Consider the following 11,728-nt stretch of genomic DNA (forward strand, 5'->3'; position numbering starts at 1 on the left):
CTAACTTAAGATGTATAAAAACAATTGCTAGGTCTGTCCTACTCGGAAAATCCTGCGGATTTTCCTCTGGTTCGACAACTTTTGCTAAATTAGTTACCAAACCACGCAACTGTTCTTATACGTAACCGTTAGCAAACATATGAAGAAACAGACATTAATAATATTCGGAATTTTAAACTTCCTTATTTCCTGCAAACAAGCTGAATCTAAAAAAGTGACTGAATCAGAAAATAAAAAAATTGCGGAAATAAAAATAGAGGAAGAAAAAGTAGAAACCGAATCAACTTATGTTACTGAAGCATATTTTGAAAATGACAGTCTAACTTCTTCTCTTAAATCAAATTTGGAAAAAATTGCGCTTGACCCAAAATTTGAGATTAATAGAAAACCAATTAAAAACAGACACGTGGACAATTTAGTAGATACGATTGTAACAAAATCTTATCAGAGTACTGAATTGACTTCATATAAAGCGGAAAGTGAAGAATGGGTTTACAAAGCTAAAATTGGAGATGCAGATTTTGAACTAAATGATTTTATAAAAGTTGGGACGAAAAAATATGTTGTAGAAAAGTCACATGCTAAAAGAATTAATAATGACATATTAAAAATCGGGAATTTAGAACAGACTTCTGTATTCAATTTAATATTCGAATCGGGAATTCTAAAATCGATTGAATATGATGGATATTTGGACTAAAATACGTTTGCTAACAATGTATAACCGCAATTACGGCGGATTCGACTATGTCCGAATCCACTCGGAATTGCTTAAACTAGTAAATAACTAAAAACTTTTGGCTAAATTAGTCCTATAACTGAAGGGTTATACGAAGCCATTACACAACATTTGACAAAGAGTAAGAGAACTGATTTAAAATGAGAGAAAGAATAGAAATACCATTAAGTAAAAAGAAAATATATCTTAAGATTTTAGGCTGTTTATTATTTGTAGTAGCCGGAATTTGGTTGTTTTTTAATGCAAGTTTATATCTTGATTTCCCACTAAAATTATTTAGAAATCCAATGGTAATTAAAGGAGTTGGAATTTTAAGTATACTATTTTTTGGAACAATTGCAATTTTACATAGTAAAAAAATATTTGATAAAAATGCGGGATTGATAATTGACTCAAGCGGAATAACGGATAACTCAAGCGCAACAAGCGTTGGATTAATTGAATGGAATGATATATTTGATATTAAAACAAAAAAAATAATGTCAACTAAATTTCTACTGATCAACATAAAAAATCCTGAAAAATATATTGGAAAAGCAAAAAGCGCTACGAAAGCCAAACTTATGAGGTCGAATATGAAAATGTATGGAACACCACTTTCGATTACCTCAAATAATCTAAAATATGATTTTGAAAAACTTGAACAATTAATACAAACTGAATTTAAACAAAATAAAAAAGTTAGAGAACAACGTGTATAGCTCATTACTGCTAAATTCCTAATCGGAATTCATTGCATAATGGTTAAGGCCAAATAACACTGTGTTAAACCACGCAACAAACCACATACAAAAGCATTGTGGTTAATAAAAGCAGGTATAAGCTATTTAAACGAAATGATAAATAAAAGAACTGCAAATACAATTGTTGAGTATCACTTAAACAGGCATCAACCAGAAAAACCACAGTTGGCCATTCACGATTTAAATGATTACATTACCAAACACAAAGGACATACTACAAAACCACATATTCACAGTTATTTTCAAGTTATTTGGTTTAAACAAGGTAAAGGAAAACATTTTATAGATTTTGATGAGCATAATGTACTGGACAACACTATTTTATTTGTTGCCAAAAATCAGGTTCACTATTTTGATGATAACACTAATTACCAAGGAATTTTATTACATTTTAATGAAAATTTTATTGTTGAAAAAGATAACGAAACAGATTTTTTCTTAAAATCTAATCTATTTAATAACCCATACAATCAGCCACTTTGCACACTAAAAAAACCAACAGCCAACATATTTGATGAATATATTACGCAAATAAAAAGAGAGTTTAGTACACCAGACATATTTGGAAAAGAAGAATTATTAAAGTCTTACTTAAAAGCGTTTCTTATACAAATACAGCGTGTAAAACAAGCCTGCGAGCATACAGAAAAACAAACTAGCGCTACGCCTGACGACAAAAAAGTACAACTTATAAAATTTATAAACCTCATTAACGAAAATTACACCAAAGGACTTTCTGTTTCTGAATATGCTAAACTATTGTTTATATCTTCTAGAACATTGTCTGATCTTACCAATTTGCAATTAAACAAAACACCATCGCAAATGATACAAGAACGAATTGTTTTAGAAGCGCAACGTTTGTTATTGTATTCCGAACTAAACGTGAACCAAATTGGCTATCGTTTGGGTTTTGATGATCCGTCGTATTTTGTAAAATACTTTAAAAAACACACAAACCTCTCGCCTTTAGGCTTTAGAAAGTCCGTTTCCTAAAAGTACCATTCCTTTTCGTTTTTGTCCATCTTATACTACTGGAGTTATCCTGAACTTTGCAGTGTAATTAAAAAAAGGTATATCATGGAAAAAATACAAGCACTTATAATTGGCGGAACTACAGGAATGGGAAAAGCTACAGCACAACTGTTACTTAAAAAAGGTATTGAAGTTACCATTGTTGGTAGAGCCAGCAAAAATTTAGACACTGCCAAAACAGAATTAGCAACTTTTGGGAATGTAAAAGCCAAAGCAGTAAACCTTTTTGATATGAATGAAGTAAAAGCATTTGCTGCATCAATATCTGAAGACATACCTAATTTAAAATACTTGGTGAATTCGGCAGGATATTTTAGTCCAAAACCTTTTTTAGAGCATACTGAAGCAGATTATGACATTTACCATAATTTCAACAAAGCGTTTTTCTTTATCACACAAAAAGCAGCAAAAGTAATGGCTAACAATGGTAGTGGTTCTATTGTAAACATAGGATCTATGTGGGCAAAACAAGCTATAAAAGCCACTCCATCTTCGGCATATTCTATGGCTAAAGCAGGTTTACATAGCTTAACACAGCATTTAGCAATGGAGTTGGCAGAAAGTAATATTCGTGTAAACGCAGTATCTCCAGCAGTAGTGGTAACACCAATTTATGGTTCGTTTATAGCGAAAGATAAAATTGAAGAAACCTTACAAGGTTTTAACGATTTTCATCCTATTGGACGCGTAGGTACATCACAAGACATTGCCAAAACAATAGCCTTTTTATTAGATGAAGATAGTGCTTGGGTTACAGGTGCAGTTTGGGATATTGACGGTGGTGTAATGGCAGGAAGAAATTAAAGAATTAATAACAAATAAAAAAATTAAAATGACAAAAGCATATTTAGAAATTAGTCTTAAAATAAACGAGTTGGACAGAGCAAACGCAGCAGCTGTGTACAGCAAATACAAATCACCATTTTTAGAAACTATTACTGGTGCAACATCCAAAAAACTTTTAATTAGAAACGAAGATGTACAAGTGTTACATGGTTTTAAAACCACAGAAGATGCTCAAAACTATTTAGCAACAAACTTATTTACTAACGATGTGGTAACTGGTTTAAAACCGTATTTACAGGATAATCCTGAGGTAAGAATCTATACCGTAGCTTAATTAAAAGCAGGTTACTTTTCATAAAAAGAAGCTTTATTGGTTTAAAATAAGGCTTCTTTTTCATCTTTAAAACTTTTAAAATTATGGAACCAAGTTTTTATTTTTATACCATATTAGCAGCTTTAGGTTACCTTTTAATAGAATCGCTATTTATGGTTGGCGTATGGATTTCGGCAAAAGGCGAAACGGAAAAAATGCCAAACGGAAAAGACTACGACAGCAATTTTGTAGCTTTTATAAACTTGTTAAATGAGCGCATAAAACGTATAGACCAAAAATAATTGTAACTCTTACCAACTCTGGCGTGCAGTTTCATAAAGAATACACTCAGTACAAAATTAATAAGTACTTACGAAAACCAATTATTCAATGTCCTATTTGTATGTCGTCTGTATGGAGCATATTTACGTATTGGATTCCAATACTTTATTGGTTTGGTTTTAGCTGGCCAATTATATATTTAGGTATTGCAAATACATGCATACTAGCCTGTGTAAATTGGTTGGTGTTTTCTAGTAGACCTCAGTAATTTAAGGTTAATAATAAAAAAGCTATTATACTTTTACAATAGCTTTTTGCTTAAAATGAATTTATGAAAGAAAGAATTATAATTATAGGTGGTGGATTAAGTGGATTAACCTTAGCTTATTTATTATCAAAAAGAGGAATAGAATCAAAAGTTTTAGAAGCTTCTTCAAGAATTGGCGGAAGAATTAAAACCATAAAAGGAGCATTAGAAACACCTTTAGAGTTGGGCGCTACCTGGTTTTCTGGTATGCACAAAAATTTAATGACGTTAATTACTGAATTGGACTTAGAAAAATACCCGCAATATTCAAAAGGAACTTCGTTATTTCAAACCAAATCATTTGAACCACCGCAAGAGTTTTTTGTTCCCGAATCTGAAAATCCTTCCTTCCGTTTAAAAGATGGAACACAAAAACTTATCCATACGTTAGCTCAAAAATTGCCTTCTAAAAATATACATCTAAATACAAAAGTTGTAGGTATTACTGAATTTGATAATAAATTAATAGTTAAAATATCTAATGGAGAAAAACTTTATGCAGACAAGGTTGTGCTTTGTTTACCACCACAATTAATAGGTTTAAATATTAAGTTTTCACCAGAATTGCCTAGTTCTGTTTCTAAACTATTGCCAAATGTGCAAACTTGGATGGCAGGTGCTATAAAGTTTGTGTTAGAATATGAAGTTCCTTTTTGGAGAAATAAAGGGTTTTCTGGAATGTTGTACAGCCACTCCGGAATTGTTTCAGAAATGTACGATCACACGAATTTTGAAGAAAATAAGTTTGGCTTTACAGGTTTTTTAAATGCAGGGGCTGTGTCTTATCCTCAAAAAGTAAGAAAAGAATTTGTATTAAAACACTTAACAGAATTGTTAGGAAAAGAAGCATTAAATCCCAGTGCCTATTTTGATAAAATTTGGACCGACGAATTTTTAATTAGCGCAGACCAATTCGCTCAAAGAGCGCATCAAAACAATGGTCATCCATCATTACAAAATTGTTATATGAATGGAAAGTTATATTTTTCAGGAACAGAAACAGCTACAGAATTTGGAGGATATATGGAAGGTGCGGTTATTTCTGCCTTAAGCATAGCAGAAAAGTTAAAATCTAATAATACCTAAACTACACCTATTACCTAGCTAAACTGCTAGTTGTAACAACTAAAACAAAGTAACATATTTTTAATCTAGTCGTATTTTAAAAAAGTTAACAGTTATTTACTTAAATTAACTACAAAAAACTAGCAATTAAAAATGCCAAAATTAACCAGAAGAAAATTTATAAAACGAGGAATTTTAGCCTCAATTGGATTAGTACTTTTAGACTCACTTTGGTTTGAGAAATATGTAATTGACTGGAATTACTTTGACATCTCAAAATCGCAAAAAAACAAAATAAAAATCATTCAAATTTCGGATTTACACTTTGACCAATTAAGATATTTTCATAAATCTATTGCAAAAAAAATAAATTTAATTAAACCTGATATAATATTTATAACTGGAGATTCTGTTGACAAAACTGAAAAAATAGATTCACTGAACGATTTTTTGCAATTAATAGATAATTCTATAAAAAAGTATGCGATAACCGGAAATTGGGAATATTGGGGTAAAGTAAATTTGATAAAACTTAAAAATACTTATTCTAAAAATAATTGCGAATTATTAATAAACGAGAACAGAACTATTTCAATTAAAAATCGTAAAATCTCAATAATCGGAATTGACGATTTAGTTGGTGGAAATGCTGATTTCGGAAAAGCAGTTGAGAATCTAAAACAAACCGAAACCAATATCGTTTTATCACATTGTCCTGAATACAGAGATATAATCACAAAACAAAAAGAGAATTTAAATATTGATTTAGTACTATCTGGTCATACTCACGGCGGACAAATTACAATTTTTGGAATTGCTCCTTTTAAACCAAAAGGAAGTGGAAAATATTTAAAAGGTTGGTACAAGGAATCTAACCCAAAAATGTACATATCTAAAGGAATAGGAACAAGTATTTTACCTATTAGATTTGGAGCAAGAGCAGAAATGGTAGAAATGGAAATTTAAGTATTAAAAACATATTTCTAATTTAATATGTTTATTATTAAAAGATACAGGCAAAATATTATATTTGGTCCATTAGTAAATAAATACTCTTTGCTATTAATTTTTCTATAAGTTATTACTCAAATTAAAAAAGAACTTTTTCTTGTAAAAAGAATACTATATCGTTTAAAAAAAATGAAAAAACTACTACTATCTACGCTATTAATTTCTATTTTATTTATTGCTTGCACTGGTAAAAATACACAAAAAAATAGCCTCCAGACTTTTTTTAGTTACTCTAAGGATAGTACGTTATTAATAAGTGCGCATCGTGGCGGAAAAGGTTATGTTGGCTATCCTGAGAATTGCTTACAAACTATGCAATACATTAAAAAACACATACCTAACGCGTTATTTGAAATTGATGTTGCTAAAAGTAAAGATAGCGTTTTACTATTAATGCATGATAACTCTTTAGAAAGAACAACAACTGGTTTTGGCAGAGTAGACCAAAAAAATTGGGCAACACTATCACAACTTAAACTTAAAGACGATTTTGACTCTATTGTTGATTTTAAAATTCCGCTATTTAAAGATGTTTTAGATTGGGCTAAAAAAGAAAACGCCATACTTACAGTAGATATTAAGCGTAGTGTTGACCCCGCAGAAGTGCTTCATTTTATTGAAGAAAACGACGCTTTGGATCAATCTGTTATTATAACGTACTCTATTAAAACGGCTCAAAAACTATATAAATTAAACCCAAACGTAGTACTATCTGTGAGTATTAGAAATATGGAAGAATACAACAGAGCTGCCAACTCGGGTATACCTTGGAAAAATATGGTTGCATTTACAGGCACTGTTGAGTCTGACCCTTTATTATATAAAAAATTACATCAAAATGGAGTTCTATGTATGCTAGGTACTTTAGGAAACCTAGATAAGAGAGCTGCGGCAAAGGGCGAGCACCTTTACAGAGAATGGGCTAAACTAGGAATTGACATTTTTGCTACAGATAGACCATTAGAGACTCAAAAAGCGCTTAAAACTCATAAAAATTAAATGGTACTATTTATTTAAATAATCTTTAAGTTTTATAACACCGCAAACGTTTTGGCTTTTGTTTGTTAAATTACACTTATAATTACAAGTTAACTAGCAACGCATTACACTAAAACTTATGAAAGCGCATTTTTCTATTGAAGAAAACATTCTTTTTAACTTTTTAAGTCAAGTTTACCCGTTAACAGAAACAGATTTTTTGCCTTTAAGAAAGGTTATTAAAAAAAAGAAAATTAAAAAAGGGGAATTTTTATTAAATATAGGACAAGTAGAAACCAAAACCTCTTTAGTGTTAAATGGTTTTATTCACCAATATACAATAATTGAAGATAGGTTATTTACAATAGATTTTTCACTTGCAGGTATGAGTTTTAATAACTTTACAAGCTATATGGAAGCTTCACCCTCTAACCAAATACAGGAAGCAGTAACCGATACTGAAATTATTTATTTTGAAAAAGCTGCTATTGAAAAGCTACTGCTAAATAGTCATCCTTTTTCTATTATTTATACTAAATTATTTGAGCAAGTACACTTAGAACGCGAAAAAAGATCATTAATATTACAGCATAAAAATGCGTATAAAAAATACGAGCTTTTTTTAAACTCAATTACTAAATCTAAAAGGTTTTTAGAAGAAGTACCACAAAAGTTAATTGCCAATTATTTAGGTATGACTCCAGAAACATATAGCAGAGTTAAAAAAACATATTTAAATAAAGCTTAATTTCTTGATTTAAAATAAGTTTTAAGTTTTAAAGATTTTAGATTTTTGAAAAACAAAGTCTAAGGTTATGAAACTTACAACGTTTATTGCACTCTTCACAATATTATTAAGTTGTTCTGCTACTGATGATGATTTTGACATTATTGGATCTAAAGATCAATTTATAATAACCTCAACAATAGTAAATGACAACTACCCTATTTATGTATTTCTACCCAAAAATTATGACAGTAATTTAAAAAATCAGTTAATTATTGCATTAGACGGTGATGCCAGGTTTAATTCTATTGCTAACATATTATCAAAAAAAGTAGAAAAAAATAGTATGCCACCTTGTATATTAGTTGCTATTGGTAATAATAAACAAAGAAACAGAGACTATACTCCTACGGTTTATGCACACGGCTCTGGTGGCGCAGAAAATTTTTATCAGTTTATTAAAAATGAATTAATTCCTGAATTAGAATCAAGATATAGTATAGATTCATCTGACAACAAAACATTAATTGGACATTCTTTTGGCGGGTTATTTACTCAATACGTTATGGCAAAAGAAAGAGCTTCTAACCCGTTTAATAAGTTCATTTCTGGAGGCACATCATACTGGTACGACTCTGGTATTATATTTAATTTTGAAGAATACTACGCAAGCGCTAACACCGATTTGGATGTGATATTTTATAACGGAATGGGCTCTTTAGAAGGTGGTGTTATGTTAGCATCTTTTGAAGAAATGAACAATAGACTCCGTTCTAGAAACTTTCCAAATTTTAAGCATAAAAGTGAATTGATAAAAAAAAGTGGCCATAGCGGCTCTACAACTAAAATAGTTAAAAAAGGTTTAGACTATGTATTTGGTAAATAAAGTAATTTTAGCTCTGGTATTGTGTGTTTCTGCAACAACCTTATGGTGTCAAAAAACAAACAGCAACAATTTAGAAATAGGTGTGTTAGCTGCTGGCGATGAGGCTTTATATTATGGAGGATATAGCAAATACACCACTCCACTGTCTCAAAACAAACATCATTTTACCTTAGCATTTTCAATTGTTGCATATTTTGACTTTAAGGGAGAGTCTGAGCCAAATGCCACATTAAAAAATGATATAGATATGCGTTTACTACCAACAATTAATTTTGGTTACTCCCTTAATTTTAATAGCGTACAAATAAATTTTGAAGTTCCTGTTGGCGCAAGCATAGCTATTACCAAAGGAACTTTACTAAATAAAAAAATAGGCTTTAAAAAAACCTATTCTAATACCGAAACCTTTTTTAACTACGGCTTGTCTTTTTCTCCAAAATACAAGCTTAATAGCTACAATAGTATAGGTATTTACAGTTTTATACCTTTAGTTAGTGACAAAGCACAATCTGGATACCAAATAGGAATTGGATGGACTAAAAATATAAGTGTTAAAAACTAATAAATTTCAAATGTTATATTGTCTATATCGCACTTATAAAAAATACTCCCTATATAATTCTCAAACTTTGCTGGTAACATAACTTTTTTAAGCATTTTATTAATTCCAAAACTTGCCTTAGGTATTTCTGTTAAATGATCTGGTATAGTTAGTTCTTCAAAATTATTTTCTGCAAAGCAATCGTTACTTATATTTTTTACAGATTTTGGTAAATTTAAACTAGTTAAAGCATTACCTACAAAACAAAACATTGGTAAAAATTCAATATTAGACTCAATAACAAGTTTTTCAATAGTATTACGTCCAAAGGCACCACCGCCTATTTTGTTTACTTTACTTGGTATTATTACCTCTTTTATTTCATTATCATAAAAAGCATCTTCACCTATATATTCTAATAAACTTGGTAATGTAACCGCTTTAATTCCTTTTTCGCAAAAAGCCTCTTTGTAAATATAAAGTACAGGCTTATCATTTATGTAATCTGGTATTCTTATGTTTTTAGCTTCGCCTATATAATCTAAAATAGCTATGCCATTACTAAACTGCCTAAAAGAATAATCTTCATTAACTAAATCTACTACTACTTCTTCCATAATTATATTTATAATTTTTACATTTTTAACTAAAAAATAGCGCTACACAAAGAGTAACCCTGTTAGTATTAATTATTAAATATAATTGGTTAAATAAAAATGTTTATAAAGCAGTTTATTTTCGTAGTTGTTCTTTTTGTATTCGTAACTTAAAGCAAATTATGTAATTTTACACCCAATAAAAACTACTCCTTTTACAAATTACAAACACATTATTATGACTAAAAAAAAGTATATAACCCTTATGGGTATAACGTTGTTTATAAGTATAAACTTAACGGCCCAAACTCTAAAAAACAGTACTATTTTTAGTTTTAAAGATGTAAACAACCTTGTAACCCAAAAAACCAAACAATACGGAGTAGAAAATGTACTTGTTATTGTAGATATAGACAATACACTTTTAACCAGTAATGTAGATCTGGGCGGAGACATTTGGTACAATTGGCAAAGAGGTAAAATTGAAGATGCTATACCTACAAAAAAACAAAAAATTGAAAACTGTTTTTATGAAGATGTTATTGGTTTATTGTACGAGCTTGGTACAATGAAGTTAACAGACTCTTTAATACCCAAATACCTAAAAAACTGGCAAAATAATGGCACAACTGTATTTGCACTAACATCTAGAAGTCCTAGGTACAGAACCGCAACAGAAAGAGAATTGTTAAAAAATGGTATAAACTTATCTAAATCTCCTATAACACAGATTGATGGCTCTAAAGCTGTTTACAATTACACTTTAGAAAGAGAAATGAGTTACAGAGACGGACTTATGATGACTACTGGGATGAATAAGGGTGATATGATAGCGCACATACTTGGCAGAACCGGAAGAACATATAAGGCTATCATTTTTGTTGATGACTCAGAAAAAAATATAAAAGACGTTACACATAAGTTTAAAGACAAAACAGCTATTGATTTTACTGTTTTTTATTTTGATAAAATAGTTAGAGACCGAAAAATAGCAAATGGTGGTGTTTTAATAACCAAAAAACAAGCAAAGAAAATGACTTCAGATTGGGAGAAATTATCAAAAACATTAAACACTATTTTCCCTGGCAGAAACACCAAAAACAAATGTGTTAGTCCTAACTAACACACTTAAACAACTTAATCTATTTTTTAGCGTTCATTGTACTTAACCAATTAAACTATAATTACAATATGAAAAAATTATTTTTCACGCTATTATTTACCGCATTACTATTTTCTTGTTCTTCTGACGATGACAATTCACCAAAAAGCTTAGAAGAAACTGTTTTAGAGGGGTCTTGGTTTTTTCAAAGATTAGGAGAAACTTGTGATAATGATTACGATTTAGAAGCAGGAGACCCTTATGCTTTTAAATTTTTAGAAAACAACACTATTGAGTTTGAAGATCCAGGTTACCTATCTAGCTCTATGTACACTATAGATGGTAACAATTTAACCTTAATGACTATTTACACTTTACCTTCTGGAAACAAACGCAAATTTGTAGGCAATTATACTTTTTCTGAAGATACAGGTAACTTTACTGGTACAAATACGTTTACAGCTTATAATGATACAGAAACACAGTGGACCTGCCAAGGCACTACTAGTATCTCTAAATAATAACATTAACCCTTAAATAAATGAGCTATTCATATGTAAATTTAAACATATAAAAAAAAAAAAAATTTTACAACAAAAACTAACAAAAATAAAAAA

General features: G+C 30.0%; 15 protein-coding genes. 14 read left to right on the forward strand and 1 reads right to left on the reverse strand.

The genetic code is table 11. From position 1 onward, the window contains the following. Positions 1 to 139: 139 nt before the first annotated feature. The 12 genes from BFJ87_RS12100 (at position 140) to BFJ87_RS12155 (ending at position 9,434) form a co-directional block, all read left to right on the forward strand. Entirely contained in the window at positions 140 to 700 is a 561-nt protein-coding gene (locus BFJ87_RS12100; protein ID WP_077404830.1) for a hypothetical protein, read from the forward strand. A 179-nt stretch (positions 701 to 879) separates the two neighbouring features. Then, positions 880 to 1,440 (forward strand): STM3941 family protein, encoded by a 561-nt coding sequence (locus BFJ87_RS12105; protein WP_077404833.1) that lies wholly within the window; start codon positions 880 to 882, stop codon positions 1,438 to 1,440. A gap of 135 nt (positions 1,441 to 1,575) precedes the next feature. Next, on the forward strand, positions 1,576 to 2,478 hold the full coding sequence (locus BFJ87_RS12110) for an AraC family transcriptional regulator (protein WP_077404869.1): 903 nt from the start codon (positions 1,576 to 1,578) through the stop codon (positions 2,476 to 2,478). Between the two features lie 84 nt (positions 2,479 to 2,562). Beyond that, the gene (locus tag BFJ87_RS12115; RefSeq protein ID WP_077404836.1) at positions 2,563 to 3,321 is read left to right on the forward strand and encodes an SDR family NAD(P)-dependent oxidoreductase; all 759 of its coding nucleotides are present in this window, start codon (positions 2,563 to 2,565) and stop codon (positions 3,319 to 3,321) included. Between the two features lie 28 nt (positions 3,322 to 3,349). Then, positions 3,350 to 3,637: a hypothetical protein gene (locus tag BFJ87_RS12120; RefSeq protein ID WP_077404839.1), complete on the forward strand. Its 288-nt coding sequence runs from the start codon at positions 3,350 to 3,352 to the stop codon at positions 3,635 to 3,637. Between the two features lie 83 nt (positions 3,638 to 3,720). Beyond that, the gene (locus tag BFJ87_RS17000; protein WP_216352846.1) at positions 3,721 to 3,918 is read left to right on the forward strand and encodes a hypothetical protein; all 198 of its coding nucleotides are present in this window, start codon (positions 3,721 to 3,723) and stop codon (positions 3,916 to 3,918) included. 311 nt (positions 3,919 to 4,229) lie between these two features. Beyond that, positions 4,230 to 5,291, forward strand: a complete 1,062-nt coding sequence (locus tag BFJ87_RS12130; protein ID WP_077404842.1) for a flavin monoamine oxidase family protein — start codon at positions 4,230 to 4,232, stop codon at positions 5,289 to 5,291. A 132-nt stretch (positions 5,292 to 5,423) separates the two neighbouring features. Continuing rightward, positions 5,424 to 6,236 (forward strand): metallophosphoesterase, encoded by an 813-nt coding sequence (locus tag BFJ87_RS12135; protein WP_077404845.1) that lies wholly within the window; start codon positions 5,424 to 5,426, stop codon positions 6,234 to 6,236. Positions 6,237 to 6,410: 174 nt separating this feature from the next. Beyond that, entirely contained in the window at positions 6,411 to 7,280 is an 870-nt protein-coding gene (locus BFJ87_RS12140) for a glycerophosphodiester phosphodiesterase family protein (protein WP_077404848.1), read from the forward strand. 118 nt (positions 7,281 to 7,398) lie between these two features. Beyond that, positions 7,399 to 8,007 carry a Crp/Fnr family transcriptional regulator gene (locus BFJ87_RS12145; RefSeq protein ID WP_077404851.1) on the forward strand — a complete coding sequence of 203 codons (609 nt, stop codon included), beginning with the start codon at positions 7,399 to 7,401 and terminating at the stop codon, positions 8,005 to 8,007. A 67-nt stretch (positions 8,008 to 8,074) separates the two neighbouring features. Then, on the forward strand, positions 8,075 to 8,872 hold the full coding sequence (locus tag BFJ87_RS12150) for an alpha/beta hydrolase (protein WP_077404854.1): 798 nt from the start codon (positions 8,075 to 8,077) through the stop codon (positions 8,870 to 8,872). Beyond that, a complete protein-coding gene (locus BFJ87_RS12155) occupies positions 8,856 to 9,434 on the forward strand; it encodes a hypothetical protein (RefSeq protein ID WP_077404857.1) in 579 nt (192 codons plus the stop codon). Before BFJ87_RS12150 ends, BFJ87_RS12155 begins: the two co-directional genes overlap by 17 nt. On the opposite strand, the gene BFJ87_RS12160 is transcribed toward BFJ87_RS12155, so the two are convergent. Further along, positions 9,431 to 10,030 carry a leucine-rich repeat domain-containing protein gene (locus BFJ87_RS12160; RefSeq protein ID WP_077404860.1) on the reverse strand — a complete coding sequence of 200 codons (600 nt, stop codon included), beginning with the start codon at positions 10,028 to 10,030 and terminating at the stop codon, positions 9,431 to 9,433. The two genes, BFJ87_RS12155 and BFJ87_RS12160, sit on opposite strands and share 4 nt — an antisense overlap. A gap of 217 nt (positions 10,031 to 10,247) precedes the next feature. On the opposite strand from BFJ87_RS12160, the gene BFJ87_RS12165 reads away from it, so the two are divergent. Together BFJ87_RS12165 and BFJ87_RS12170 are read left to right on the forward strand one after the other, a co-directional pair. Beyond that, on the forward strand, positions 10,248 to 11,132 hold the full coding sequence (locus BFJ87_RS12165) for a DUF2608 domain-containing protein (RefSeq protein WP_077404863.1): 885 nt from the start codon (positions 10,248 to 10,250) through the stop codon (positions 11,130 to 11,132). A gap of 68 nt (positions 11,133 to 11,200) precedes the next feature. Beyond that, positions 11,201 to 11,632: a hypothetical protein gene (locus BFJ87_RS12170; protein ID WP_077404866.1), complete on the forward strand. Its 432-nt coding sequence runs from the start codon at positions 11,201 to 11,203 to the stop codon at positions 11,630 to 11,632. Positions 11,633 to 11,728: the final 96 nt, after the last annotated feature.

Source organism: Cellulophaga omnivescoria (genome assembly GCF_001999725.1).
Taxonomy (GTDB): Bacteria; Bacteroidota; Bacteroidia; order Flavobacteriales; family Flavobacteriaceae; genus Cellulophaga; species Cellulophaga omnivescoria.

Bases quoted from the DNA above. Each gene is read 5' to 3' on its own strand.
- BFJ87_RS12145 (WP_077404851.1), top strand. From the start codon at position 7,399: ATGAAAGCGCATTTTTCTATTGAAGAAAACATTCTTTTTAACTTTTTA.
- BFJ87_RS12135 (WP_077404845.1), top strand. From the start codon at position 5,424: ATGCCAAAATTAACCAGAAGAAAATTTATAAAACGAGGAATTTTAGCC.
- BFJ87_RS12120 (WP_077404839.1), top strand. From the start codon at position 3,350: ATGACAAAAGCATATTTAGAAATTAGTCTTAAAATAAACGAGTTGGAC.
- BFJ87_RS12105 (WP_077404833.1), top strand. From the start codon at position 880: ATGAGAGAAAGAATAGAAATACCATTAAGTAAAAAGAAAATATATCTT.
- BFJ87_RS12160 (WP_077404860.1), bottom strand. From the start codon at position 10,030: ATGGAAGAAGTAGTAGTAGATTTAGTTAATGAAGATTATTCTTTTAGG.
- BFJ87_RS12155 (WP_077404857.1), top strand. From the start codon at position 8,856: ATGTATTTGGTAAATAAAGTAATTTTAGCTCTGGTATTGTGTGTTTCT.
- BFJ87_RS12115 (WP_077404836.1), top strand. From the start codon at position 2,563: ATGGAAAAAATACAAGCACTTATAATTGGCGGAACTACAGGAATGGGA.
- BFJ87_RS12165 (WP_077404863.1), top strand. From the start codon at position 10,248: ATGACTAAAAAAAAGTATATAACCCTTATGGGTATAACGTTGTTTATA.
- BFJ87_RS12110 (WP_077404869.1), top strand. From the start codon at position 1,576: ATGATAAATAAAAGAACTGCAAATACAATTGTTGAGTATCACTTAAAC.
- BFJ87_RS12130 (WP_077404842.1), top strand. From the start codon at position 4,230: ATGAAAGAAAGAATTATAATTATAGGTGGTGGATTAAGTGGATTAACC.
- BFJ87_RS12100 (WP_077404830.1), top strand. From the start codon at position 140: ATGAAGAAACAGACATTAATAATATTCGGAATTTTAAACTTCCTTATT.
- BFJ87_RS12170 (WP_077404866.1), top strand. From the start codon at position 11,201: ATGAAAAAATTATTTTTCACGCTATTATTTACCGCATTACTATTTTCT.
- BFJ87_RS12150 (WP_077404854.1), top strand. From the start codon at position 8,075: ATGAAACTTACAACGTTTATTGCACTCTTCACAATATTATTAAGTTGT.
- BFJ87_RS12140 (WP_077404848.1), top strand. From the start codon at position 6,411: ATGAAAAAACTACTACTATCTACGCTATTAATTTCTATTTTATTTATT.
- BFJ87_RS17000 (WP_216352846.1), top strand. From the start codon at position 3,721: ATGGAACCAAGTTTTTATTTTTATACCATATTAGCAGCTTTAGGTTAC.